Source organism: Rhodococcus sp. ARC_M12 (assembly GCF_022810385.1).
GTDB lineage: Bacteria > Actinomycetota > Actinomycetes > Mycobacteriales > Mycobacteriaceae > Rhodococcoides > Rhodococcoides navarretei.
In genome coordinates this window covers 54,855-79,157 of record NZ_JALGQI010000016.1, presented here as the reverse complement: position 1 = coordinate 79,157, position 24,303 = coordinate 54,855, and the positions used below count along the sequence as shown (strand labels likewise).

Genomic DNA, 24,303 nt, shown 5'->3' with positions numbered 1-24,303 from the left:
CTCTAGCCGAACAGTGCAGCGCCGTTGCCCCAGCACACGGCTCGAACCCAGTCGTCGCCGAGGTCCAGGCGGCGCACTGCGTGCAGAGCGTCCAGGTACGGATACGGGATGTTGGGAAAGTCGCTGCCGAACAGAATGCGATTCTGCAGATCGACCAGCCGCGGGAGTTCGTGTCTCGGAAACGGTGCCCACGCCTCCGAGAAGTCGGTGAACGCCATCGTGGTGTCCAGGCGTACGTTCTCGTAGCGATCGGCCAGGTCGAGGAACTCGACGTACTCGGGCATGCCCATGTGCGCGATGATCAACGGCAGCCTCGGGAACCGTTGCAGCAGCTCGGCAATGGGCCCCGGTCCGGTGTGGGTGCCGGGTGCCGGGCCGGAACCGCAGTGGATCACCACGGGTACCTCGGCGTCCGAGAGCGCGCCCCAGACGCCGTCGAGCAGGGGATCGTTCGGTGAGTAATTGCCGACCTGAATGTGCGACTTGAAGATTCGAGCGCCGTTCGTCAACGCCTGCTCGACGTACTCGGTGGCTCCGTCCTCGGGGTAGAAGGTGGCGGTCTGCAGGCAGTCGGGGGTTCGGGCCGCGAAGTCGGCACCCCACGAGTTGAGCCACGCGGCCATCGACGGCTTGTGCGGGTAGATCATCGAGGTGAACTTCCGTACCCCGAATCCTCGAATGACCTGCAGCCGTCGCTCTTCGGCGTACCGATAGGAGATCGGCCACACGCTGCCGGTCAGCGGACCGGCGCTGTCGAAATAGCTCCACACCTTGTCCATCACGTTCTTCGGCATGAAGTGCGTGTGGACGTCGAACAGACCGGGCAACGACAGCTCGGTCCAGAACGCGACGATTCGGTCGGTCTCCTCGGCGAGTTCGGCGTCGGAGCGCGGTTGTTCAGCGTGCGACATGGGCGTCGAACCACTCGAGAGTCTTGTCCCAGGCATCGGCCGCGGCGTCGGCGTCGAACACAGCGGGGCGGTCGTCGCAGTGGAAACCGTGCTTGCCGTGGGCGTAACGGGTGATCTCGGTGGTTACCGGGGCCGTTGCGGTGACCTCGCGCAGCGTCTCGACGTCCTGGAACGGGATGCCCTCGTCCAGGTCGCCGAAAAATCCGTGCCATGGGGTCTGGAGGGCATCGCCCACCGAGGCCATTGCGGGATAGCCGAAGCGGCCCTTCGTGATTCCGCCGCCGTAGAATGTCGCTGCCGCACCGAGGGGGCGTCGAACAGCGGTATGGAAGGCCACGGTGCCGCCCATGCAGAAGCCGACGATGGCGATCGACGAGGGCTCGAACCCGAGTTCGGCGAGAGCACTCGCCGCCGCGTCCACGTCGGAGTCGACTTCGTCCGCCTTCAGCGCCCCGATCGCTGCCATCGCCGAATCCATGTCCGAGTAGTCGAGGACAGCGACGCCGTCCTGCCGATGGAACAGATGTGGAGCGACGGCGACCCAACCGGCAGCGGCGACTCGATTGCAGACGTCGACGATGTGGTCCGTGACGCCGAAGGCCTCCTGGATGACGATGACGCCGCCGCGGGCGGTGCCGTCGGGCCGAACGACGGTGAGGGGAGTGGTGTTCATCCGTCGATTGGAGCACACCGCCAGGAGTGGAGCCCGCGGAACGACCCGGTAGTGCAGGTGTGCGTGCCGGTAGCGACGGGGAGTTCCGCAGTTTTGTACGGTGGCGTGCAGGGAACGATCCCGACCGAGAGGACAACTCATGCGCGCGGTACAGATCTCCAGCCTCGACGGACCCGACTCGGTGAGCGTGGTGGACATCGACGAGCCTGCCCCGCGTGACGGTTCGGTGGTCATCGAGGTCCATGCCGCCGGCGTCGCGTTTCCCGACGCTCTGCTCACCCGCGGGCTGTACCAGTACAAGCCCGAACTGCCGTTCGTCCCCGGTAGCGAGATCGCCGGCATCGTCCGGTCGGCACCGCCGGAGTCCGGTTTCTCGGCCGGGGATCGAGTCGCCGCGCTGACGGGACTGAGCGACGGTATGGCCGAGGTCGCCGTCGTCTCACCCGACACGGTCTTCGCGCTGCCCGAGTCGGTATCCCTGTCCGCGGGGGCGGGATTGCTGTTCAACGATCTGACGGTGCACTTCGCGCTCCGGGAACGTGGCCGATTGGCACCGGGCGAGACGGTTCTGGTGCACGGAGCAGCCGGAGGCATCGGAACCTCTGCGCTGCGAATGGCTCCGGTGCTCGGGGCATCTCGCGTGATCGCAGTGGTGAGCTCGGAGGCCAAGGCCGATATCGCTCGCTCTGCCGGAGCCACCGATGTGGTGCTCGTCGACGGATGGAAGGACGCGGTGAAGGAACTGACCGGCGGCCGTGGCGTCGACGTCGTCGTCGATCCGGTGGGCGGTGACCGGTTCACCGACAGCATCCGCTCGCTCGCGCCGTCGGGCCGAATCCTGGTGCTGGGCTTCACCGGCGGCGAGATCCCGACCGTCAAGGTCAACCGATTGCTGCTCAACAACGTCGACGTCGTCGGTGTCGGCTGGGGCGCATGGTGGATGACGCGACCGGGCTACCTCGCTACCCAGTGGGCCGAGATCGAACCGCTGCTCGCCGACGGATCGCTCGTGGCTCCCGAGCCGTCGGTGTTCCCGGCCGCCGAGGCCGCCGCGGCCATCGCCTCACTGGAGAACCGCACTGCCGCAGGCAAAGTGGTGCTCGACTTCACTCGCTGATAGTGCGTCGAGCTACCGCCTCACTCCGGTAGCTCGACGCCTCGCGCCTCGGCCAGGGCCGCGATCTCGGCGGGGAAGACGTTCTTGAACACGAACGGGTCGGTGCCGAGCGCCCAGTCGGGCGCGAGCTCGATGGCGTATCGCTCGAAGTAGCCGAGTTGTTTTGCCACCAGGATCAGTTCCTCGGGACTCGACGTCTTGTACTGCTTGCCCATACTCACCAGCGCCCGAATGAAGTCCGCCAGACTGAAGTGCGCGAGGGTCGCCGAGAGCATCGGAGCGAACACCGACTGCAGGATCGCGCCGACCTCGGCATCCGAACCCATCTGCGGAGCAACGATTCCCAGCCGCTTGACGGTGCCGGCGAGTCGAGTGAAGTCGCCGTCGATCACGGTGGCGTGGAACAGGTCGAGCAGCAGAGCGCGCCACTGCTCGTCCACTTCGCCCATGACGCCGAAGTCGAGGAACGCCACCCGGCCGTCGTCGAGGACCCACACGTTGCCCGCATGCACATCACCGTGGAAGAGGCCGTGCAGCACAAGCGCTTCCATCCACACCTTGGCTGCACGGCGGACGATGAGCTCGGACTGCTCTCCTGGTTCGTAGCGGTCGAGTGGGGAGCCGTGCATGCGTTCCATGCAGATGACCCGTCCGCCGCAGTAGTCGAGAAACACTTCGGGCGCCGTGACGTGGGCGTTGTCGTCGAACGCACCGATGGCCGCACGAAAGCTGTCCTGCCGCTTGGCTTCCACGGCGCTGTCCAGCTCGGCGAACGTGGCCGCATGCAGGTCGACGATGATGGCCGACGCGTTGGCTGTGGCGAAGAACGGAATGAACTTCTCGAGGCCGCGCGCGATGAGGTAGGCGATGCGCAGGTCGATCTTCATGCGGTGGTAGATGCCCCGCCGCTGCACCTTCATGACCACTTCACGCCCGTTGTCGCGGCGCACGCACAGGTGCACCTGAGCGACCGAGGCGGACGAAAGAGGCACGTCGTCGAACGAGGAGAACAGCTCGTCGATTCCGCGGCCCAGATCGGCCTCGATCACCGCACGCGCCTGCGACCCGGGGAACGGTGGCACCTCGTCGAGGCAGCGGAGGCAGGTATCGGCGAGGACCTTGGGAAACAACCCGGGCGACGACCCCATCAACTGTCCGACCTTGACGAAGGTGGGACCGAGAACGAAGAAGGCGTCGACGACGGCTTCCGAGGCGTGCAGCGGCCACCCGCGCCGAGGGGCCCGAATCCAGCGCCCGATCGCGACGAACTGGAAGAACGTCAGTACCGAGCCGATGACGATCAGCCGCAACAGTTCTCGTATCCCGAATTTCCTCAGCTCCGGTGCCGGCGTCGGGGTCACTGGAGCACTCCTGCGGGAATGCGTGCGGCCGAGGCTTCCAGACGCGCCAACAGTCGATCGAACCTCTCCACATCGCCCGATGCGCGCGAGAGCACCAGCGCGCCCTGAATGCCGGCCACGATCTCCTCGGCCAGTTCGACTGCGGAGTCTCCGTGGCCCATTCGTCGCAGCACCGGGGTGAGTGCCTCGATCCAGTGAGTGAAATGGGCAGCGACACGGCCCGAGAAGACCGCGCGTTCGAGTCCGAGAGTGAACGCCCCGAACAGGCACACCAGGCGGTTCGACCGGAAATATCGCGCGGTCTGCTCGAACATCTCGTGGGTGGTCGACGCAGCGTCGGTGCCGAGTCGTAACGGCTCGAACACGTGGTGCTGGAACCACTGCTCCACGTCGTCGAGGACGGCCTCGGCCATCTCCTGCTTTCCTCGCGGAAAGTAGTGATAGAGACTGCCTTTCCCCAGGCCGGTCTGTTTGCTGATGACCGAGAGGGACGACCCGTCGAATCCGTGGTCGCGGAACACCCCTGCGAGTATCGGCACCACGTCGTGGCGATCGCTCATGAGCCGGTACTGTACCAATCGGTACACGGCGGGTGTATCGGGGTCGCGGGAGTGGAGCCTGCGGAATGACCCATGGGGGTCGCGGGAGCGGAGCCCGCGGAATGACCCATCGAGGTGAGCGCAGTGGATACTGCAGCTGTGAAGAGAACCACCGTCTTGGCAGCCGGAGCCTTCCTCGTCGGCGGGGTGACCTATCTGGCCGCCGAAGCCGTCGCCGCGCTCGGTTGGACGGACCGGCCGTACAGCTACGCCCGCAACAACATCAGCGACCTCGGAATCCCCGACCTCTCGCCGCTGCACGCGGTGATGAACACCGGCTTCGCCGTCGACGGCACGTTGTTCGTCCTGGCGGGGCTGGGACTGTCGGTGCTCTTCGAGGGCCGTGCGCGGTGGATCGTGGCCGGCACCTCCGTCGTTCACGGTGTCGGCAGCATCGTCGTCGGGCTCGCCCACGCCTCGGTCGACGGAGCGTCGACGCCCCATGCGGTGGGCGCAGGCATGGCGATCATCGGCGGCAATCTGGTGCTGCTGGCCGTAGGCCGATACGGCGGCAGCGTCGGCGCGCCGCGGTGGTACACCGTCGGCAGTGCGACCGCAGGAGTGGCCGGCCTGGTGGGGCTCGCTCTGTTTCTCGCCGACACCGGAATCCTCGGCGGCGGAACATTCGAGCGCATCTCGGTCTGCACGATCATCGGATGGGAGATCGTCACCGGCGCAACGATTCTGGTCAAGCGCCGTCTATCCGAAGTGGGGTGACTCCTTGGCGAGAAACGCGCGCACGCCCTCCTTGCCGTCGGCCGACTCGAACGCCTCCTCGAACACCGGCAGTGCCCGTCGTGCAGGTAGGCCAGGGGACTCGCCGAACGTGAGCGCGAGGGCACGCTTGTTCGCCCGAACGGCAGAGCGCGATTTTCGCGCCAGCGTCTGCGCCACACTCAGTGCCACCGACAACGACTGTCCACGTGGAGCCACGCGATTGATCAGACCCCACTCCAGAGCCGTCTCGGCCGAGACCGGCTCACCGAGCAAGACCAGTTCGGCGGCGCGCGCCTGACCGACCCGCCGTAGCGCGCGCATGGACCCGCCGCTGCTGGGGACCACACCGAGGTCGATCTCCGGGAGTCCGAGTCGAGCCCCCGCCTCGGCGACGACGAGGTCGCAGCACAGTGCCAGTTCCAGGCCGCCGCCCAACGCGAATCCGTCGATCGCGGCGACCGTGGGCAGCGGCAGATCGTCCAGCATCTCGAGGGTGGCGTTCTCGAGAATGCTCTTGCGGGCGAGCACGTCACCGCGGTCCTGCATCTCCGGCATCTCGGAGATATCCGAGCCGGCGCTGAACACCCGGTCGCCGGTGAGAACCACGGCCCGAACCGCAGCGTCGTCGAGCAACTCGAGAAGGACGGCGCGCAGTCGCCGCGTCGCCGGACGGGTCAGAGCATTGACCGGCGGGTTGCTCAGCGTGATCTGCGCGACGGCGTCGTGCGGGAAAGTCAGGACGGGAGACAGTGCGGTGGGCATGAGGAGAACCGTAGAGCGTGCGGCTGACCTGGCGATTGGGAGACTGCCGAGATGGCATGTAGCGTGGTGAACACCCGACGCGGGGTGGAGCAGCTCGGTAGCTCGCTGGGCTCATAACCCAGAGGTCGCAGGTTCAAATCCTGTCCCCGCTACTACGCACATCAGGCCCGGCATCGATGATGTCGGGCCTGATGTGTTTCTGCCTCAGGGTTGCAGTCTGAATTGCACGACGGCGGTGACATTCTCGATGGCGTCGTCGAGGGCGGTCATACGTGCTCTGGCGTCCGGCGCAGACAGGATGTCGAGTCGATCGGACTGCCCCATCGGTATCAGTGCGGCCAGCGACCAGATCTTCTCGGCAGCCGAGATCGGCAGGCTCAGAAAGTCCGGAACGCCGGGAGTGGAAATATTCTCCGTCGACTCGAGGCGGCCGATCAGCTCGTAGAGGTCCTCGACTCGCGCCCAGGTGGCGTCGAACTCGGAGTCGGCGATCACGGCGTCGGCGTCTTCGTCGGGCCACGGTCGAACATCGGCCAGGGGGTACGGATCGTCGGGCAGCCAGGCGTCGATCCTGATCCGTTCACCACCGACGCATTCGAGCAGATATCGGCCGTCACCGATGGCCTCGTGGGCGATGATGTGAGCGGTCGTCGCCACGTCGTGCCGCACGTCGCCGCCACCGGCCTCGTGCCCGCGCGCGATGAGTACCACGCCGAAACTCGGATCGTCCTGCTTCAGGCAATCGTGCACCAGAGCTCGGTACCGCGGCTCGAAGATGTGTAGTGGCAAGCGTTCGCCGGGGAGCAGCACGCTGCCGAGCGGAAACATGGGAACGACGCTCACGGGCGTTGCAACGGCATGACTGCCGGGCTGATCTCGGCGGTTGCGTTCTTCTCCGCTCCGTTCGCATTCAAGAACTCGTCCAGCAGACGGAAGAAGAAGTCCGGCTCGTCGAGTTGCGGGAAGTGACCGGCATCGGGAAATATCTCGACGCGGCTGTTCGGAACCTCGCGTCGAATGTTGTCTGCGTGCTTGGCAGGAATCATCCGGTCCTTGCCGCCCCAGACGAGCAGCGAAGGAATCGACTCGAACTTCTCGAAATGTTGCTTGGCGCTGACGGTTTGACCGCGCGGACCCACCACTGCTCGCGTCGACGCCAGGAACGCCCCGCGGGTGGAGCGGTCTGCGACCGACCGGAACGACCTCCAGGTCTCGGCCATGCTCGGCCCCGGCTCGACCGGCAGACCCCACTTGCCCAGCTGCGCGAGCGCGCCCTCGGTGCGCTTGCGGAACCAATCCGATGCGAGCAGCGGCAGCACCAGCTCACTACCGGGCAGCGTCGCAGCCTTGAGGAGCAGGCTCACCTCGGTGCCGAGGCCGCCACTGCTGACCAGCGCCAGGCGATCCACTCGCTCGGGAAAGAGGTACGTCAGCTGCATGATGATGCCGCCGCCGAGAGAGTGACCCACCATCGGAGCGGAGTCGATGCCCAGGTGGTCCATCAGGTCGCGGATGGTGGCCGAATGCGAACTCAGCGAGTAGTCGCCGGTCGGCTTGTCGGAGTCACCGTGACCGAACAGATCCGGTGCGATGACCCGATATTTCAGCGACAGACGTTCGAGCTGCGGGCCCCAGGACTGATGCGATCCGAGCAGACCGTGCACCAGGATCACGGGCGGGCCATCGCCCATGTCCACGTATCGCAGGACGTCCTTGTGTAGTTCTACCGACTGCAATTCGTACGATGAACTCATGGTCGACCTCCTCGTCGTGTGATTCCCGGATCGTCGCGCGGCTCGGTGAGCCGTTGGCACAAACGTACAAGCTGAGCCGGCACCGCGACAGACCGTCGGTCAGCGCGCGAGGTCCGCTTCGTCGAAGGTGTTCGTGATGACCTCGGCCAACTGCTCGGCCATCGGTTCACGCAACATGTCGACGTGATCCCCGGAGATGTCGACGAAGGTCAGTTCACCACGAGCGACCGTCTGCCACGACCTGAGATCCTTCACGTTTTCTGCTGTGCGAACCACGGTCATCGAACCTGACCACGGAGTCGGCACGTGCTTGTTCAGAGCGACGTACCCGATGCTCGCGAAGACCAACCATTCCATCGTCGTCGGGTATCGCAGCAACCCGGCGCACTGCATCCGCACCCAGAGTGCGGCCGTCCCGACGCGGCCGAGGTGAAAGCCTGCCTCTTCTCGCGTTTGTGCCGGTGGAGCAGCCGGAACCGCGGTACCGCCGGGCAGCTTGTCCAGCAGATGTCGAAACAGCCGCGTGTCGAGGAGCAGGAGGTGCGGCGAGCCGAGTCCGGAGTCTCTGATCTCCTCCGCCATCGCGATCGCGATCCAGCCGCCGAGCGAGTGGCCGACGAGGTGGAACGGACCCTCGGGTTGGACAGTACGAATCGCGTCGACGTATCGCTTCGCGGTCCGCCGGATGGTGCGGTCCGGCCGTCCGCGCTTGCCGCGGCCGTGTGCCTGCAGCGCATACACCGGATGGTCGTCGTCGATGTGTTTGACGAGGTTCAGGAACGCCATCGCGCCGACGCCTGCACCACCGACGAGGAAGATCGGTACTTTGCTGCCCTCGGTGCGCAGCGGCACGAGCACGTCCTGTTCGCCGGTGGTGCGCCGACGAGCCGTCGCAGCGTCCTCCAGTCGAGCGTCGACTGTCGCGGCCAGCGTTCTGACGGTCGTCGCCGCGAACACGTCCTCCGGCGTCAGGTCGATCTTCAACCCCTCCCGAAGGTGAGCCAACATTGCCGTGGTGGTCAGCGAGTTGCCGCCGAGGGCCAGGAAATCCTCGTCCCGTCCGATGGTGTCGAGACCGATCGCGGCGCGGGCGGCCTCGGCCACGATGAACTCGGTGGGGCCGACCGCCATGCGCTCGACTCGCCGATCGGCCGGCTCGGGCAGTGCCCGTCGGTCCACCTTGCCGCGTTCGTTGCGAGGCATCACGTCGAGCGCCACGACGTGAGCGGGCACCATCCATTCCGGCAACGTCCGGCGCAGCCCCGCCCTGATCTCGGCGACCGGGGGTCGTCGACCGGATCGGGCTGCGCAGACGTAGGCGACGAGGTCGGTGCCGTTGCCGGAGTTCCTACCGATCACCGCGGCGTCGCCGATCTCCGGCATGGCGCGTAGGGCTGCCTCGACCTCGGCCGGCTCGACCAGATATCCCCGTACCTTGACCGCGTCGTCGATGCGTCCGGCCAGATGCAGCGTCCCGTGTTCGTCGAGTCTTCCCAGATCACCGGTGCGGTATCGGAACAGGCCGTCGTCGAGTGCCGCGAATCGTTGGGAGTCAGGACCGGCGCCGCCGAGGTAACCGTCGGCCAAGCAATTCGACGTGACCCGCACTTCGCCGATCACGTCGGGTGCACACGTCGACCCGTCGGAGGTGACGACTTCGACGAGCTTGCCTGCGATGGGCCTGCCGGCAGGCAGGAAGCCCGAGGGCAGAACTCGATCGAACGGGTACTCGTCGTAGGCGACGGCACCGGCCTCGGTGGTCGCGTACCAGTTGACCACCGTGGTCCGGCTGCCGTAATTGCGTCTGAAACCGTCGGCGTCGTCGGAGTGCAGTGACTCGCCGTACGTGGTGACGATGCGCAGAGTCGGTACGGCTGCGCGCCCGCCGTCTGTGTGGTCGGGTGGTCGGTGGTCGGAAGCGGACACCGCGCGCAGCAGCGACGACGAGCAGTGCAGCGTGGTCAGTGAATTCGCGGCGATCCACTCGACGGTGCTGCTGGGGACGCCTGATCGAGGGTCGCGGCAATACACCGCTGCACCGGCGAGCAGTCCTGCGAACAGTGTGTTCAGGCCGGCACCGAAACTGACCGGCAGCGAGTTTCCGACGCGGTCGTGTGGGCCGAGAGCCAACGCGTTCGCGACCTCGTACGCCTTGGTCAGGCACATCCGGTGGCTGAGGATCACACCTTTGGCGGTGCCGGTGGAGCCCGAGGTGTAGTTGATCACCGCGGTGTGGTCGCCCGACAGGGTCGGCAACGGAACGCAGGAGTCCATGGTGGCGGTGACGGTGGCGGAGTCGATCGCGGTCGCGGCGGCTTGGTCGATGATCGTGACGCGCCGTTCGGCGGGCAGCATGGGGTCGAGGGGCACGAGTGGATGGCCTGCGGCGACGACGGCCAGCATCAGCACGATCGAATCCGTCGTGGCGTCGGCGTCGACGGCGAGCGGCCGAGAATCGGCGGGAAAGAGTGTGGCGATCTTGCGGGCCAGCGAGTAGGCGCGATGGAGGAGTTCGTCGAAGGTGAGCGAGGCGTCGTCCGCGGTGAGTGCGACGGCGTCAGGAAGGGCGTGCGCCACCTCGCGGTAGCGGGCCATCAGCGTGTCGCGGCGTTCGGGCCGGCACAATGGGGCCAGAGCCAATCGCATCGGCGCATCGATGTCCTGAATCGACATGATTCTCCTTGTACGAGCCCGACCCGCGGTGACGAAGTAGGTTTACGAGCCGCAAACCTACTTGAAGACTGTTTTACCTCCTCGAAGGTAGACGTGTACGACCTTTTTGTGCAAGCCGAAAACCGGACATTCCACAACAATCGGGTGTCGTTGCGGAATGCCCGGTCCGATTCGGGCCTCGTTCTAGAGGTCGGCTATTGCTTCCAACGGCTTCGTGCGGGCGGCCCGCACGGCCGGCCACAGGGCCGCCAGCACGCCGACGACGGCGGATCCGAGCAGCATCGACACCACCTGGCCCCACGGCACGGTCATGCTGCCCAGGCCCTCGTCACGAAGGGTCTGCACGAATCCCCACCCGAACGCGATGCCGAGGGCGACGCCCACGATCGCGCCGAACAGCGCGATGAGCAGCGATTCGAGGTAGATGATGCGTCGGACCTGGGGTCGCTGCATTCCGATCGCACGCAGCATGCCGATCTCCCGACGCCGCTCCACGACCGACAGAGCCAGGGTGTTGACGATGCCGAGTACTGCGATGACGACGGCCAGAGCCAGAAGGCCGTAAAGGACGGCGAGCAGCGTGTCGATCTGCTGTCCCTGACTGCCCTTGAACTGCTCCACGTCTTGAACCTGCACCACGACGAAGGGCTTGGTGGCGGCTTCGAGGTCGGTGCGCAGTGTGCTCAGGTCCGTGCCGGGCTGGGCCTTGACCAGAACCAGGAGGTCGGACCTGGTGATGGACGGCGTCACCTCCTGATAGATGTCTCCGGAGACGATCCAGTTCCCGATCAGTGGGTTGTCGGTGAACACTCCGGTGACGGTCACCGGGACGGAGGCTCCGTCCACGGTGTCGAAGGTGACCTCGGTCCCGACGGTCCATCCGCGAGCGGCGGCTTCGGTCTCCGAGACCGAGAATCCGTTGCTGTCCAGGTCTGCAGTGCCCTGGACCATCGACAGCTCGAGCAGTCCTTCCGGCGAGCCGTCGATGGCGGCGCCGTACTCCTCCTGGCCGGCGATGGTGACGAACACCGGGTGCAGCACCGCAGTGCGGTCCACGCCTGTCACCTGTTGCGCGGCCGTCGTCGCGCCGGTCGGAACGCCGATCGACTGGGGGCCGGAGAGGATGTAGTCCGCCTCGACGCCGGTGTCGACGAGTGAGTCGACGCTGGCCTTGGCGGTGGATCCGAGCACGCCGATCACGGTCACGAGCATGAGGCCGAGCATGAGGGCGAACGCGGTGGCTGCGGTGCGGCGCGGATTGCGCACCGAATTCGTCCTGGCCAAGCGCCCGATGGCTCCGAACGGGCGGGTGATGACGGCACCGAGCGCTCCGACGATCGGCCGTGACAGCGACGGTGCGGCCAGTGCGGTGGCGACGATCAGCGCAACGGCACCCGCGCCGACGGTGGCCGCGGCCGCTCCGCCGGTCGACTGCGCGCCGACGACCAGCGCGGCTGCGCCGGCGATTCCCAGCGCGATGCCCACGAACGTTCGGGTGCGCAGGGTGTCGCCGGCAGAGGCGAACTCCTCCCGCATCGCGGCGACCGGCGGAATCTTGGCCGCTCGCCGAGCCGGTGCGTATGCGCTGAGCACGGTGACGACGATGCCGACGGCGAACGCGACGACAACGGTGCGCGGCTCGAGTGCCAACGGTCCCGACGGTAGACCCAGGTCGAAGGCGTTGAGCAGTGCCCGTAGCCCGTATGCCAGACCGACTCCGCCTGCGAATCCGAGCACGCTTCCGATGATGCCGACGACGAGCGCTTCGAGGACGACCGATCGACTGACCTGCCCGCGGCTGGCTCCGACGGCACGCAGCAGGGCCAGCTCGCGTACTCGCTGGGCGACGATCATGGAGAACGTGTTGTAGATGATGAAGGTGCCCACGAGCAGGGCGATCCCACCGAACGCGAGCAGGAAGTAGTTGATGAACGACAGGGCCGATTCGACCTCGGCCTGAGTCTCGGCCTGCACGTCCGCGGCAGTCTGGACCTTCAGATCGGGAAACGCCGCGGCGACCTCGTCGCGCAGATCGCTCTGAGTCAGCCCTTGCGCGGCCAGATCGTTGCCCGCGACGTCGATGTACTGCACGTGGGCACCGTCGGTGAACAACTCGTTCGCCTGACTCTGGACGAACTGGATTCCGATGTAGCCGCCGGATTCGGTTGGCGTGGAGTAGATTCCGGCGATCGTAATGTCGGTGATGCCTTTGGAGGGGACGAGGACCTGGCTCGCGTCGCCCACCTTCAGCCCGGCACGCTCGGCACCGCCGGCGTTGATCGCGACCTGCCCGGGAGCGGTGGGAGCAGAGCCGTCGACGAAGGTCGTCGGATCAGCGAGTCGTTGGTCGTCCGGGAGGTACGACTCACCGATGGTCGGTGCGCCGCCGGACTGCACCGCGGCACCGTCCGACCCCAGCAGCACCAATTGCCCGCCGACGTACGGGGACACGGCGCGCACGTTCGGCAACGCCGAGATCGCCGCGATGTCCTCGTTCGGCACGCCGGAGGAGCGCGCGTCCTCGGGGCTCACTCGTACGTCTGCGCCCTGTGCGGTATCGGCGAACAGTGAGGAGAAGGTGCGCTGGAGGGTGTCGGTGAAGACGAACGAACCCGCGACGAACGCGGTGCCGAGCACGACGGACAGCACGGTCAGTGCCAGCCGAACCTTGTGTGCAGCAAGGTTTCTCAGGGAGACCTTGCGCATGGGATTGCCCGACGCCACCCGTCGTGGAGCCTTCTTGGCTACCGAGTGCGCCATTATCGGACGGTCTCCAGCTTCTTCATCCGCTCGAGTACGGCGTCGGCCGTGGGCGAGTTCAGCTGATCGATGACGGCACCGTCGGCGAGGAACACGACGCGGTCGGCGTAGCTGGCCGCGCGTGGGTCGTGGGTGACGATGACGACGGTCTGATCGAATTCGTCTGCGGCAGTGCGCAGAATCGACAGCACCTCACCGGACGAGCGAGAGTCCAGGTTGCCGGTCGGCTCGTCGCCGAACACGATGTCGGGTCGGCCGGCCAGTGCTCGGGCGCACGCCACTCGCTGCTGCTGTCCGCCCGAGAGCTCGCTGGGGCGGTGGTCGAGGCGATCGCGCAGGCCGAGTTTGTCGACCACGGTGTCGAGCCAGGCCTGATCCGGTGTGCGGCCGGCGATGTCCAGGGGCAGCGTGATGTTCTCCAGCGCGGTGAGGGTCGGCACCAGATTGAAGGCCTGGAACACGAATCCGATTCGGTCCCTGCGTAATCCGGTCATCTCCTTGTCGGAGAGCGCTGTCAGCTCGGTGTCGCCGATGGTCACCGTTCCCGAGGATGCGGTGTCCAGGCCGGCCAGGCAGTGCATCAGTGTGGACTTGCCCGAGCCCGACGGGCCCATGATGGCGGTGAATTCTCCGCGCGCGAAATCGACGCTCACCCCGGACAGTGCGTGAACCTGGGTGTCCCCTGAACCGTAGACCTTCGATACGTCGACCGCGCGTGCGGCAATGTCGCTCATGCGTGCCAGTGTTCCAGCGTTCTGCGCCGGTCGCTATCAGGGGAGACCCTGAACACCACCCTATGATGGACGTCATGCGTATCGGAGCACATGTCCGCGACAGCAGCGACCCTCTCGGTACGGCCGAGGCGCTCGGCGTCGACCTCGTCCAGATGTTCCTCACCGATCCGCAGAAGTGGAACAAGCTGGAGCCGCATCCGCAAGGGGAGGCGCTGCTCAGCGGTGACGTCGACGTGGTGGTGCACTCGTCCTACGTCCTCAACGTGGCGAGCTTGAACAATCGAATTCGGATTCCCTCACGCAAGGCCGTCGTCGAGCAGGCTGCCGCTGCCGCCGAGATCGGGGCCATCGGACTCGTGGTCCACGGCGGCCACGTTCGCGAGGGCGAGGATACTGCCAAGGGAATCGACAACTGGCGCAAGCTGTTCGAGCGGCAGGCCGAGCAGGGTGGCTTCGCGGTGCCGATCTTCGTCGAGAACACCGCGGGCGGAGATTCCGCGATGGCGCGCCACTTCGACGACATCGCCCGGTTGTGGGACGCGATCGGTGAATTCGGTGCCGGCTTCTGCCTCGACACCTGTCATGCGTGGGCCGGGGGCGAGGATCTGGTCGACGTGGTCGACCGCATCAAGGCCATCACCGGACGCATCGATCTGGTGCACCTGAACAACTCGCGCGACGAGTTCGACTCGGCCAGGGACCGGCACGCGAATCTCGGCACCGGAACCATCGACGCCGAAATTCTGACCGCCGTCGCTCTGGCTGCCGACGCGCCGGTGATCCTCGAAACTCCGCCCGAGGGTATCGAGGACGACGTCAGGCTGCTGAAGAGTCTGTAGTGGCGGATGTCGTCGTCGCGAGCCGGTGTACGGCCTCCGTCCATAGCCGGATCAGCTCGTCGATTCCTCCAAGATTTGCAGCCCAGGTCACGTGTGCTTGCGCGGCACCGGACCCTGCTGCGGTGATGGCGATGTCGATGGCGTGATCGCGGCTGGGCTCTGCCAAGGCATCGTCACGGACGATGATCTGCGCTCCCGCGCGCGAAGCCAGAGCTGGGTAGTTACGCGTCAGTGCGTAGTCGCGGCCACCGTTGGGCACCGAGGCGAGTCGGCTCGAGACGTCGTCGAGAAGGTGCTTGCCCTGGGTAGCGTCGGTTTGGACCGCGGGGAGCCGGACCGGGTGAACTGCTGCGGTGCCCTCGAGATCGAGGTCGACCAGCACACCGGCCGAGGATCCGCGACAGTTGTTTCTCTGCCACGTACACACTGCCGATCCCAGAGCTGCAAGCAGCAGGACGCGGGGCCGGTGGACGCCGTTCGGCACTGCGAATGTCACCGAGGTCAGCTCGAACGACGTGGGCCGTTCGGTGAGCAGCGGGCGCTCCGCCGGTGTCAGGACGGCGACCCAGTACGGAACCTGCTCGGCCACCTCGGTGCAGAGAGTGCGTCCGAGCTGGGCCGGGCTGATCGTCTCGCGGTGCGCGAGTCGTAGCGGTGCGAACACGGTCACGCCGAGGAACCCCACTTCCGAATCGGATTGTCCTAGCCTTACCTAATCTCCATCAGGCTAGCTCGAGCCGGGCGTCGAATGTCAGGTCGCCCCTGTCGGGATCGGTTCAGTCGGTGGCGCGTAATGCCGGTATGCCTGGAGCGATCGGCAACGTTCCGGTCTCCAGGTCGTCGAGCAGGCCCTCGGACCAGCGCAACAGACCGGCCACATCCAGACCGTGGGGAGGGTCGGGCTCGAAACCGATCAGACGGTCGTGTCCCTGCCGGAGGAGCGAACCGGCACCGACGCGATTGCCGCGCATCAGATGGGTCAACCCGACGGCGAGCTGGGCGAGGCCCTGCCACAACGGCCGCTCGTCGGTTGGGCAGCTCTTCCACGTGCCTTCGAGTACCTCGTGCGCATGGAACGGCATGTTCGCGTCCAGAAATTTCTGCGCCTCGACGATAGCTGCGGCAGGTGGGAGCCGTAGGTCGTCGGGCACCCGCGGGGTTCCGGCACCGCCTCGGGCAAGCGGACGACCGAGACCGTCTCGCGGCCGTGCGTTGAGGGGCTTGCCCTGCGCATCACGTTCGCGTTCGGCCATGGCCGTCACCCTAGTGTGTGCCGCCCCCGCGGCGAGCTCATCGACGGGACGACGAGCGCGTGGTGATGACTCCGAGAGCAACCAAAGCGGCGGCGGAGGTCACGACCATCGTCGTGGACACGGCTACTGCGTCGTTCCCGAGTGCGCCGACGATCGGGGCGACGATGGCACCGAGTCCGAACTGGGCCGCTCCGAGCAGTGCTGCGGCACCGCCCGCCGCTTCACCGTGCCGGGACAGCGCGAGTGCCGGGGCGTTGGGCATCACGAATCCGACGGCGCCGAGCACGAACCACAGCGGAACCACGAAGCCGGCCATGCCGCCGATCCCGGCGATCGCCAGCACAGCCATGACCCCACCCGACAGCACGGCGAACGACAGCGCCGCCAACACGATCTGCACGGGAGCGAAGCGCCCGAGCAGCAGGACATTGAGTTGCGATGCGCCGATGAGCGAGATCGCACCGGCGGCGAAGACGATCGCGAACTGCTGCTCGTCGAGGCCGAACTCCTCCTGCAGGACGAACGACGATCCGGCGATGTACGCGAACAACGAGGACATCGCCAGTGCGGCGACGAGAACGAGCACCACGAACTGAGCGTCGCGCAGCAGCGAGCGATAAGTGCGCAGCACCGGCATGACCCCGCGTGCACGGCGACGCTCGGGCGGCAGAGTCTCGCGCAGCGACACGATGGCCAGTGTCATCAGAGCGACGCCCATGATCGCCAGCGCAGCGAAGACGAGACGCCACGATCCGACCAACAGCACGGCACCGCCGAGCGAGGGAGCCAGCACGGGTGCGACGCCCATGACGAGCATCAGCCGGGACAGGACGGTTGCCGCCGCGCGGCCGCTGAACAGGTCTCGCACGATGGCCATCGCGACCACGGCAGCAGCGGCAGCACCCAGACCCTGCACGACGCGTAGGCCTCCGAGAACGGCGATGTTGGGAGCCACGATGCAGGCGACGGACGCCAGGATGTGCACTCCCGTGCCGACGATCAGGGGGAGGCGTCGACCGACGATGTCGGACAGCGGCCCGATCACGAGTTGGCCGAGGGCGAGCCCGATCAATGTGCCTGCGAGGGTGAGCTGCACCGCCGACGACGGGGTGTTCAGGTCGTCGGCGATGGCGGGAAGCGCCGGCAGGTACATGTCGATGGTCAGCGGACCGAGGGCGATCAGCGCGCCGAGCACGAGAATCACCCGCAGGCGTTCCCTGGACGTCGGCTCGGGGGACGTGATCGGTACCGGTGCTTCGGCTACGGCGTTCTCGGCTGTTGACGTGTTCGGTGCTTGGGCCACCCGAGGATCAGCAACCGGGCCACTCGTTCTGTTCCCAGTTGCTGTCTACAACTTTCGTGTTCTACGCCACGGCGTCGGACAGTACGGTCAGCTTCTCCACTTCCTGGCCGGTCAAAGCCAAGGCCGGTGCGTCGAGCAGAGCCGGTAGCTGGGAGATCGTGCTCGCGCTCGCAATCGGGGCTGTGACGCCGGGGCGCGCCAGCAGCCAGGCCAGGGCCACACTCGACACTTCCGCCGATCGCGATTCGGCGATCTCGCGCAGACCCTGCACCACCTCGAGACCGGCGTCGGAGAAGTATCCCGTGGTCAGGCGTTCCCGTTGCTTGCCGGCCAAGTCCTCGCGGGTGCGGTACTTGCCCGTCAGGAACCCGGCGGCGAGGGAGAAGTACGGAAACACGCCGAGGCCGTTCTCCACGGCCAGATTCTGCAATTCGCCCTCGTAATCGCGGCGCGCGACCAGGTTGTAGTGCGGCTGCAGCGCGATCGGAGCAGCGAACCCGTTCTCCTTCGCCAGCTCGAGCCACTCATGCACTCGCGCCGGGGTGTAGTTCGAGATGGCGACGTGCCGAACCTTGCCTGCTCGGACCAGCTCGTCGAACGCGGCGAGGGACTCCACCAGCGGAGTCTTCTCGTCGTCGTAGTGCGCGTAGTAGACGTCGATGTGGTCGGTCTGCAGCCGGGAGAGCGACGCGTCGGCGGCGGCTCGGATGTTGCTCGGGGCCAGTCCGCGGAACTCGGGATGCTGGCTGACCTTGGTGGCGATGACGACGTCGTCCCGGTTTCCACGGGCTCGGGTCCAGTTGCCGATGATCGTCTCGGACTCGCCGCCCGAGTTGCCGTCGGCGAAGGCCGAGTACGAGTCTGCGGTGTCGACGAAGTTGCCTCCGCCCGCGGTGAAGGCGTCGAGAATCTCGAAGGAGGCAGCCTCGTTGCTGGTCCAGCCGAAAGTGTTCCCGCCGAGAGCGAGCGGAAAGATGTTCAGATCGGAACTACCGATGGCAACCACAGACAAACCCCTTACGTTGGCGAACAACTCGACTGTACGAGCGGCGAGGGATCAATGCCACGTGTGATCCACCAGTGCGGTTCGAGGCCCGAACTTGGGTTTGGTTGCTTTCCCGCTCAGGTAGAGCAGACGAATCGCTCGATGTCTGTGCGGTGCCAAGGGCTGCAGGTACTCGACCATCTCGGCGTCGTCGATGGGTCTGCCCAGCAGCGACCACCCCACGACGGCCGCCAGGTGATAGTCGCCCACCGACAAGGCGTCGGGATCGCCGAGCGCGCGCTGCGCGGTCTCGGCCGCCGTCCAGCCGCCCACACCTGGAATCGCCCGCAGCCTGCGCGCTGCATCCTCGGACGTCATCGTCGACGCCTCCTCCAGGCGTCCGGCCGCCTGCGCGGCGCGGACGATGGTCTTGGACCGGGCCGGGTCGACGTTGGCGCGGTGGTACTCCCACGACGGGATGCGACGCCACACGTCGGGTGTGGGAAAGACGAACATCGGCTTCGGCGTCGGTCCCGGTGCCTTCTCGCCGAACTTGCTCACCAGGTATCGCCACGATCCGAAGGCCGAGATGCCGTGCACGCGTTGCTCGATGATCGCCGGAATCAGGGCCTCGAGCACCAGACCCGTTCTACCCAGCCGCAGGTGCGGCAACTGCCGGTGGGCTTCCTGGAGAATCGGGTGCTCCGGCGCGAACGTCGAGGCGTCGTCGTCCAGGCCGAGCAGGGCGGGCACCGCGTCCAGCAGTTCGGGTGCGCCGGGACCCCACGCTCGGGCCTGCACGCTGGTTTTCGAGGCCTGCATCAAGCGGTACGTCACCGGACCCGAGCTCATTCTCGACGTGCGCCAGACCGCGCCGTCGGCGGTCGACTCGTAGGTGGGGTCGCCGCGGCCTCGGCGCAGGGGCGATACCGACATCCGCACGTCCATTCGCTGCTGCGACGTGACGTGGCGTGCGATCCCGTCCGGACCTGCGGCACGGGGGTCGGTGGTGCCGGTCATCGGTGCCACCTCCTGACGATCGGGGCCGGTAGACCGAGTGTGCCTGACAGACCGATATTCGACACCTTCGACGAGCCTCCGTGGCCGACGCCGGTGGCCTCGGTACCGTCCGGCAAGTCGCTTCGCTGTTCGTGCGCGAGTCACCCCGAGATTGTCGGTGCCCCGACGTAGGGTCTGGGACCGTGATCATCGTGAGTACGGACGGCTCGTGTCTGCGTAACCCCGGCGGAGCAATCGGGTGGGCGTGGGTCAACCACACAGGGCCGAGCAACTCCGGCGGTGAGCCCTCGGGCACGAACCAGGTCGCCGAGCTCAGAGCCCTGCTCGAGGCGGTATCGGCGCACCCCGGGCCGGAGCCGCTGTTGATCGAGTCCGATTCGCAGTACGCCATCAAGTGCGCGTCCGAATGGCTCGCAGGGTGGAAGCGCAAGGGGTGGAAAACCGCGAGCGGTACTCCGGTGCGCAACCTGGAGTTGGTACAGAGCATCGAGCGAGCTATCACCGATCGCGAGGGTCCGGTCCGGTTCCGGTGGGTCCGAGGTCACGTGGGCAATCACTTCAACGAGGCGGCCGATGCGTTGGCCGGAGAGGCCGCGCGAGCCGTGGCGGCGGGTGGTGCGGTGTCACCGGCCGTATCCGCATCCACAGAGACGGCACCTGCACCGACAGCTGCGGATGCGGCGCCCACCAGGAAGGCGGCCGCTCCGGCCGCTGCGCCACGGGAGACGTCGGAAGACGCGGTTCCGACTCTGTTCTGAGCACGCATCCTGCTCGACATCGGAATTGCGCATTGACACTCGGTAGTATTGCGACATTTCAGTCAATTCGCATTCTCTCGCATCGGAGGCGTCGAGCGCGCTGTGCACTCCATCCACCCCCCACAGCAATCCGCGGTCGCTGCTGCATCCGAGGACACTGATCCGTCCGTCCGCCTTCGAGTGATCGCATGGTGATCACCGCACTTCTCTCCCTGCTCCTCGGCTTCGTGCTCACCGCCGCGATCATCGCAGCCAACGGATACTTCGTCGCCCAGGAGTTCGCGTACATGTCCGTCGATCGGGCGACGCTGCGAACCGGAGCGGAGAAGGGCGACGCGTCTGCCGAGCGAGCCTTGAAGGTCACCAAGCGCACCTCGTTCATGCTGTCGGGCGCGCAACTGGGCATCACGGTCACCGGTCTGATGGTCGGCTACGTGGCCGAGCCGTTCATCGGCGAGTCGCTGGGCGAACTGTTGAGCAGCGCCGGAGTTCCCATAGCGGTGGGTATTTCGATCGGCACGGTGGGCGCCCTCGTGCTCGCGACCGTCGTGCAGATGATCTTCGGCGAGCTGTATCCGAAGAACCTCGCCATCGCCAACCCCGATCCGCTGTCCCGACGCCTCGCCCGGTCGACGCTGATCTATCTGGCCGCCTTCGGTTGGCTGATCACCTTCTTCGACAAGTCCTCGAACGCGATGCTGCGGCTACTGCGCGTCGAACCGGTACACGACGTGGACAGCAGTGCCACCGCCAAGGATCTCGAGAGCATCATCGAGGACTCCAGGGCGAGCGGGGATCTCACCGAGGATCTGTCGTTGCTGCTCGACCGCATCCTGGACTTCCCGGAGCGCGACGTCGAGCACGCCATGATCCCGCGCAGTCGGGTGGACGCGGTCACCCCCGCCACGGCCATCGGCGAGATGCGGGCGCGGATGGTGCGTGCGCACACGCGGTACCCGGTGATCGGCGATCGTGAGGAGCCGATCGGTGTGGTGCAGCTCGCCGAGGTGTTGGCCGCCGCCCCCGACGACACTCGTTCGGTCACCGAGATCATGCGAGAACCGCTGATCGTGCCCGAACTCATGCCGCTCGAGGATGCCCTGGAGTTGTTGTCCAGCACCAATAACGAGCTGGCTTGCGTCATCGACGAATACGGCGGATTCGCGGGCGTGCTCACCATCGAGGACCTCGCGGAGGAACTGGTCGGTGAGATCACCGACGAACACGACGAGGACATTGCCGGCGTCGAGGATCAGGAAGACGGAGTGTGGCTCATGGACGGCGACGTCCACGTCGACGAGGTCGAACGCACCATCGGTCGGGACATGCTGTTGCCGAGAGGCGATTACGAGACGCTCGCCGGCCTGCTCATCGCAGAGGGCGGGAATCTGCCCGAGGTCGGAGACACGGTGCGTATCGACCTCGCGGTGTTCGGGGCCGACCTGATGGAAGAGGTACCGCCGCGTCCGTCGCTCGAAGTCGAGGTCCTCGAGGTGGACCGGCACGTACCGAGTGAGCTGAGAATCAGACTGCACGAGAATTCGCCGGATGGCAGCGAGGATTCGCAGGAGTCGGCCGAGGAGACGGACCGATGAACGCGTGGGTCGTCGTCGCGGTGACGGTATTGCTCATCGCACTGAGTGCGTTCTTCGTCGTCATCGAGTTCGCGCTGCTCGGTGCTCGCAGGCATCGATTGGAGGAAAAGGCAGGCACGAGCCGATCGGTGCGGGCGGCGCTGCGCGGAATGAACGAGCTCACGATCATGCTCGCCGGTGCCCAACTCGGCATCACAGCGTGCACCTTCGCGCTCGGTGCCGTCACCAAGCCCGCCGTCGATTCGTGGCTGGGTCCGGTATTCACCTCGTGGGGTGTGCCGGGTTGGTTGGCCGGAACCGCCGCGTTCGCGCTGTCGCTGCTGCTCGTGACGTTCCTGCACCTGGTGATCGGTGAGATGGCCCCGAAGTCCTGGGTATCGCGCATCCCGAACTTGCCGCCACCATCATCGGGCTGCCGTCTCGGGCGTTCATCCGCCCCTTCCGGCTGTTTCTGGTGTGGGTCAACAAGATCGCCAACACGCTCGTCGAACGGTCGGGTGTGGAACCGGTGGAGAGCGCCGCTGTCGGTGGCCGCGATGCCGAGACCATCCGCAACCTCGTCGAGTACTCCTCCCAGGTCGGGGTGCTCGAGCCGGAGCTGCAAACCCAGATCACCCGGGTGATCGAACTCGAGACACTGACGGTCGAAAAGATCACGGTGCCGGATTCCAAGACGACCTCGGTGCCGCACGGTGCTTCGGTGTCCGACGTACAGGAGGCGGCGCTGCGGTCCGGTCACCTTCGGGTGCTGCTGGCCGAGAACTCCGGCGCGACGCCTCGCGTCGTCCACGTCCGTGACACGTTGCTCGCGGATCTCGGCGAGCCGGCTGCCGACTACGCGCGTGAGGCCTTCACGGTCGAGGGATCGACGCCCGTCTACGAGCTGCTCGAGCAGATGCGGAACAGGAGTGTTCAGCTCGCGGTCGTCGAGACCGACGGACAGTTCCTCGGCGTCGTCACGCTCACCGACGTCATCAAACGGGTGCTACCCACAGCCCCTGCCGCGTAGCCGAGGTGCTCAGCCGCGCGGCTGCATCCGGCTGTTGGGCAGCGGCGGTGCGTGCAGGCGAGCTCCCGGGTAGCCCTCGACGGTGCCGAACTGCTCGTTGCCGCTCTCGTATGCGGCTCGGTACTCGACCACGTCCTCGTGGCTTCGGCCCACGAAGTTCCACCACATGACGATCTGCTCGCCGAACGGTGGTCCTCCGAGCAGCAGCAGCCGCACCGGCTCGCGGCCCGGATTACGCAGATCGAGCGTCGAGCTGCCCGGTTCGCGGTACCCGAGTTCGGCTGCACCGAGCGTGGTGTCGTCCATCGTCGCCGTGCCCTGATCGACGATGACGCCGTGCTCGAACGTCGGGTCGACCTCGAGGGTGACGTGGGCTCCGGCGTCGAGCACGATCTCGGCTCCGAGGAGTGGGGTGAACGTGGCCACCGGCGAGGTCTCGCCGAGCAGTGAGCCGAGGAATACTCGTGCGGTCAGCCCTTGGCTCGTGTGGGTCTGCGGCACATAGTGCTCGAAAGTCGGTGCGGTGAATCGAGATCGAGCCGGAAGGGCAACCCACAGCTGCATGCCGTGGAGGATCTCGGTGCCTGGGGTCGAGGTTTCGGAGTGACTGATGCCGTAGCCGGCCGTCATCAGATTCAGCTCGCCAGGCCGCACCATCGCATGCGATCCCACGCTGTCGCGGTGCTCGATCTCGCCGGAGAACAACCAACTGACGGTTTGCAATCCGGTGTGTGGGTGCGGGGGCACGTCCATCGACGAGGTATCGGGGCCGTAGTGATCTGCGAAGCACCATGCTCCGATCAGGGAACGCTGCCGTTGTGGAAGAGTCCGCCGAACCTTCAGCGCGCGTGGACCACCGAGGGGCACCTCGCGTGGTGTGAGAATCTGGATCACGTCTGCTCCTGATGGCGCGAAGTTGGCGTTCGAATCGACTGCGCAGAACAACCGGATTGCGACGAGAGCTGTTCCCGGTCCGGCTCTAACCGACGTGTGACGCGGTTCCGCTGAGCAGCCGCACGTCGTAGGACTCGGCAGCACCGTGCGCTTCGGTCGATCCGCCGTGGACGGTGTACAGGACGGCGTACGAGGTGAACGTGACCGGCTGACTGTCGTCCGCGTCGATGTTGACGCGCGGCAGTACGAGGAGCAGGTGGGTTCGGTTGCCGTCGGAGAGGTTCTGCACGACGGTTCGCACCTCGAAGCCCAGATCGGATCGGGTGACGTCGGTGGATTCGAGCGTCTCACCACTGAGTACGAGCTGCGCCGCCCAGACTCCGGCGGATCGATGGGCGTCGACGGTTCCGGTGAGGTCGTCGCCGCTGAAGTCGTAGTGGTTCGCTGCTGTGAATGCCATGGTCACAGGCTATTCCTGGGCGGTCGAAAAAACTTCGAAAGAATTTCCCATCCAGACCCATCCACCCGATGAGGGGCGGCGAATAGGAGTTGAGACACCCGCTACTGCTGTCGCCCCCGACCGCCG

Annotated in this window: 23 protein-coding genes, 1 tRNA gene and 1 pseudogene; 8 read left to right on the top strand and 17 right to left on the bottom strand. The window is 66.3% G+C overall.

Translation table 11 applies throughout. The features are described 5' to 3' along the window. Positions 1-2: 2 nt before the first annotated feature. Positions 3-911, bottom strand: coding sequence for an amidohydrolase family protein (locus tag MTX35_RS19775; RefSeq protein WP_243596591.1), 909 nt, complete (start codon positions 909-911; stop codon positions 3-5). Next, complete coding sequence (locus MTX35_RS19770; RefSeq protein WP_243596590.1) at positions 898-1,584, bottom strand: dienelactone hydrolase family protein; 687 nt, start codon at positions 1,582-1,584, stop codon at positions 898-900. Before MTX35_RS19770 ends, MTX35_RS19775 begins: the two co-directional genes overlap by 14 nt. Positions 1,585-1,723: 139 nt before the next feature. On the opposite strand from MTX35_RS19770, the gene MTX35_RS19765 reads away from it, so the two are divergent. Then, the gene (locus MTX35_RS19765) at positions 1,724-2,701 is read left to right on the top strand and encodes an NADPH:quinone oxidoreductase family protein (RefSeq protein WP_243596589.1); all 978 of its coding nucleotides are present in this window, start codon (positions 1,724-1,726) and stop codon (positions 2,699-2,701) included. Positions 2,702-2,721: 20 nt separating this feature from the next. On the opposite strand, the gene MTX35_RS19760 is transcribed toward MTX35_RS19765, so the two are convergent. Together MTX35_RS19760 and MTX35_RS19755 are read right to left on the bottom strand one after the other, a co-directional pair. Continuing rightward, the gene (locus tag MTX35_RS19760) at positions 2,722-4,062 is read right to left on the bottom strand and encodes an AarF/ABC1/UbiB kinase family protein (RefSeq protein ID WP_243596588.1); all 1,341 of its coding nucleotides are present in this window, start codon (positions 4,060-4,062) and stop codon (positions 2,722-2,724) included. Then, positions 4,059-4,622, bottom strand: a complete 564-nt coding sequence (locus tag MTX35_RS19755; protein ID WP_243596587.1) for a TetR/AcrR family transcriptional regulator — start codon at positions 4,620-4,622, stop codon at positions 4,059-4,061. Before MTX35_RS19755 ends, MTX35_RS19760 begins: the two co-directional genes overlap by 4 nt. Positions 4,623-4,760: 138 nt before the next feature. On the opposite strand from MTX35_RS19755, the gene MTX35_RS19750 reads away from it, so the two are divergent. Beyond that, the gene (locus tag MTX35_RS19750; protein ID WP_243596586.1) at positions 4,761-5,378 is read left to right on the top strand and encodes a DUF998 domain-containing protein; all 618 of its coding nucleotides are present in this window, start codon (positions 4,761-4,763) and stop codon (positions 5,376-5,378) included. Here MTX35_RS19750 and MTX35_RS19745 read toward each other — a convergent pair. Beyond that, positions 5,361-6,140, bottom strand: a complete 780-nt coding sequence (locus MTX35_RS19745; RefSeq protein WP_243596585.1) for an enoyl-CoA hydratase/isomerase family protein — start codon at positions 6,138-6,140, stop codon at positions 5,361-5,363. The genes MTX35_RS19750 and MTX35_RS19745 overlap by 18 nt on opposite strands. 78 nt (positions 6,141-6,218) lie before the next feature. On the opposite strand from MTX35_RS19745, the gene MTX35_RS19740 reads away from it, so the two are divergent. After that, positions 6,219-6,292 (top strand) — tRNA-Met (locus MTX35_RS19740). A 52-nt stretch (positions 6,293-6,344) separates the two neighbouring features. Here MTX35_RS19740 and MTX35_RS19735 read toward each other — a convergent pair. The 5 genes from MTX35_RS19735 to MTX35_RS19715 form a co-directional block, all read right to left on the bottom strand. Beyond that, positions 6,345-6,983, bottom strand: a complete 639-nt coding sequence (locus MTX35_RS19735) for an LON peptidase substrate-binding domain-containing protein (protein ID WP_243596584.1) — start codon at positions 6,981-6,983, stop codon at positions 6,345-6,347. Next, positions 6,980-7,894: an alpha/beta fold hydrolase gene (locus tag MTX35_RS19730; protein WP_243596583.1), complete on the bottom strand. Its 915-nt coding sequence runs from the start codon at positions 7,892-7,894 to the stop codon at positions 6,980-6,982. Before MTX35_RS19730 ends, MTX35_RS19735 begins: the two co-directional genes overlap by 4 nt. Positions 7,895-7,993: 99 nt before the next feature. Next, positions 7,994-10,567, bottom strand: coding sequence for an alpha/beta fold hydrolase (locus MTX35_RS19725; protein WP_243596582.1), 2,574 nt, complete (start codon positions 10,565-10,567; stop codon positions 7,994-7,996). 183 nt (positions 10,568-10,750) lie between these two features. Further along, on the bottom strand, positions 10,751-13,273 hold the full coding sequence (locus tag MTX35_RS19720) for an ABC transporter permease (protein WP_243596672.1): 2,523 nt from the start codon (positions 13,271-13,273) through the stop codon (positions 10,751-10,753). Between the two features lie 53 nt (positions 13,274-13,326). Then, positions 13,327-14,061 carry an ABC transporter ATP-binding protein gene (locus tag MTX35_RS19715; RefSeq protein ID WP_243596581.1) on the bottom strand — a complete coding sequence of 245 codons (735 nt, stop codon included), beginning with the start codon at positions 14,059-14,061 and terminating at the stop codon, positions 13,327-13,329. Positions 14,062-14,135: 74 nt separating this feature from the next. Between MTX35_RS19715 and MTX35_RS19710 the strand changes: the two genes are divergently transcribed. Then, positions 14,136-14,900 carry a deoxyribonuclease IV gene (locus MTX35_RS19710; RefSeq protein ID WP_243596580.1) on the top strand — a complete coding sequence of 255 codons (765 nt, stop codon included), beginning with the start codon at positions 14,136-14,138 and terminating at the stop codon, positions 14,898-14,900. Here MTX35_RS19710 and MTX35_RS19705 read toward each other — a convergent pair. From MTX35_RS19705 to MTX35_RS19685, 5 genes are all read right to left on the bottom strand, one after another. Then, positions 14,878-15,570: a hypothetical protein gene (locus MTX35_RS19705; protein WP_243596579.1), complete on the bottom strand. Its 693-nt coding sequence runs from the start codon at positions 15,568-15,570 to the stop codon at positions 14,878-14,880. The two genes, MTX35_RS19710 and MTX35_RS19705, sit on opposite strands and share 23 nt — an antisense overlap. A gap of 106 nt (positions 15,571-15,676) precedes the next feature. Then, positions 15,677-16,153, bottom strand: coding sequence for a DUF309 domain-containing protein (locus MTX35_RS19700; protein ID WP_243596578.1), 477 nt, complete (start codon positions 16,151-16,153; stop codon positions 15,677-15,679). Positions 16,154-16,190: 37 nt separating this feature from the next. After that, positions 16,191-17,456 (bottom strand): multidrug effflux MFS transporter, encoded by a 1,266-nt coding sequence (locus tag MTX35_RS19695; protein WP_374230335.1) that lies wholly within the window; start codon positions 17,454-17,456, stop codon positions 16,191-16,193. A gap of 61 nt (positions 17,457-17,517) precedes the next feature. Then, on the bottom strand, positions 17,518-18,462 hold the full coding sequence (locus MTX35_RS19690) for an aldo/keto reductase (protein WP_243596670.1): 945 nt from the start codon (positions 18,460-18,462) through the stop codon (positions 17,518-17,520). 51 nt (positions 18,463-18,513) lie between these two features. Next, complete coding sequence (locus MTX35_RS19685) at positions 18,514-19,461, bottom strand: DNA-3-methyladenine glycosylase (RefSeq protein WP_243596577.1); 948 nt, start codon at positions 19,459-19,461, stop codon at positions 18,514-18,516. A 182-nt stretch (positions 19,462-19,643) separates the two neighbouring features. On the opposite strand from MTX35_RS19685, the gene MTX35_RS19680 reads away from it, so the two are divergent. The 4 genes and pseudogenes from MTX35_RS19680 to MTX35_RS26070 all read left to right on the top strand — a co-directional run bounded on the left by MTX35_RS19680 (position 19,644) and on the right by MTX35_RS26070 (position 22,823). Next, the gene (locus tag MTX35_RS19680) at positions 19,644-20,219 is read left to right on the top strand and encodes a ribonuclease H (RefSeq protein WP_243596576.1); all 576 of its coding nucleotides are present in this window, start codon (positions 19,644-19,646) and stop codon (positions 20,217-20,219) included. 188 nt (positions 20,220-20,407) lie between these two features. After that, positions 20,408-21,814 carry a hemolysin family protein gene (locus MTX35_RS19675; RefSeq protein ID WP_279396118.1) on the top strand — a complete coding sequence of 469 codons (1,407 nt, stop codon included), beginning with the start codon at positions 20,408-20,410 and terminating at the stop codon, positions 21,812-21,814. After that, positions 21,811-22,143 (top strand): annotated as a pseudogene (locus MTX35_RS26075) (CNNM domain-containing protein); the annotation flags it as partial. The gene MTX35_RS19675 and the pseudogene MTX35_RS26075, both read left to right, overlap by 4 nt. Positions 22,144-22,268: 125 nt before the next feature. Beyond that, the gene (locus MTX35_RS26070) at positions 22,269-22,823 is read left to right on the top strand and encodes a CBS domain-containing protein (RefSeq protein ID WP_308198148.1); all 555 of its coding nucleotides are present in this window, start codon (positions 22,269-22,271) and stop codon (positions 22,821-22,823) included. A 9-nt stretch (positions 22,824-22,832) separates the two neighbouring features. On the opposite strand, the gene MTX35_RS19665 is transcribed toward MTX35_RS26070, so the two are convergent. Continuing rightward, the gene (locus MTX35_RS19665) at positions 22,833-23,717 is read right to left on the bottom strand and encodes a pirin family protein (RefSeq protein ID WP_243596575.1); all 885 of its coding nucleotides are present in this window, start codon (positions 23,715-23,717) and stop codon (positions 22,833-22,835) included. An 85-nt stretch (positions 23,718-23,802) separates the two neighbouring features. Then, positions 23,803-24,177 carry a hypothetical protein gene (locus tag MTX35_RS19660; RefSeq protein ID WP_243596574.1) on the bottom strand — a complete coding sequence of 125 codons (375 nt, stop codon included), beginning with the start codon at positions 24,175-24,177 and terminating at the stop codon, positions 23,803-23,805. Between the last annotated feature and the right edge of the window lie 126 nt (positions 24,178-24,303).

Bases quoted from the DNA above. Each gene is read 5' to 3' on its own strand.
- MTX35_RS19715 (WP_243596581.1), bottom strand. From the start codon at position 14,061: ATGAGCGACATTGCCGCACGCGCGGTCGACGTATCGAAGGTCTACGGT.
- MTX35_RS19675 (WP_279396118.1), top strand. From the start codon at position 20,408: ATGGTGATCACCGCACTTCTCTCCCTGCTCCTCGGCTTCGTGCTCACC.
- MTX35_RS19710 (WP_243596580.1), top strand. From the start codon at position 14,136: ATGCGTATCGGAGCACATGTCCGCGACAGCAGCGACCCTCTCGGTACG.
- MTX35_RS19765 (WP_243596589.1), top strand. From the start codon at position 1,724: ATGCGCGCGGTACAGATCTCCAGCCTCGACGGACCCGACTCGGTGAGC.
- MTX35_RS19685 (WP_243596577.1), bottom strand. From the start codon at position 19,461: ATGACCGGCACCACCGACCCCCGTGCCGCAGGTCCGGACGGGATCGCA.
- MTX35_RS19720 (WP_243596672.1), bottom strand. From the start codon at position 13,273: ATGCGCAAGGTCTCCCTGAGAAACCTTGCTGCACACAAGGTTCGGCTG.
- MTX35_RS19730 (WP_243596583.1), bottom strand. From the start codon at position 7,894: ATGAGTTCATCGTACGAATTGCAGTCGGTAGAACTACACAAGGACGTC.
- MTX35_RS19700 (WP_243596578.1), bottom strand. From the start codon at position 16,153: ATGGCCGAACGCGAACGTGATGCGCAGGGCAAGCCCCTCAACGCACGG.
- MTX35_RS19725 (WP_243596582.1), bottom strand. From the start codon at position 10,567: ATGTCGATTCAGGACATCGATGCGCCGATGCGATTGGCTCTGGCCCCA.
- MTX35_RS19745 (WP_243596585.1), bottom strand. From the start codon at position 6,140: ATGCCCACCGCACTGTCTCCCGTCCTGACTTTCCCGCACGACGCCGTC.
- MTX35_RS19775 (WP_243596591.1), bottom strand. From the start codon at position 911: ATGTCGCACGCTGAACAACCGCGCTCCGACGCCGAACTCGCCGAGGAG.
- MTX35_RS19755 (WP_243596587.1), bottom strand. From the start codon at position 4,622: ATGAGCGATCGCCACGACGTGGTGCCGATACTCGCAGGGGTGTTCCGC.
- MTX35_RS19660 (WP_243596574.1), bottom strand. From the start codon at position 24,177: ATGGCATTCACAGCAGCGAACCACTACGACTTCAGCGGCGACGACCTC.
- MTX35_RS19770 (WP_243596590.1), bottom strand. From the start codon at position 1,584: ATGAACACCACTCCCCTCACCGTCGTTCGGCCCGACGGCACCGCCCGC.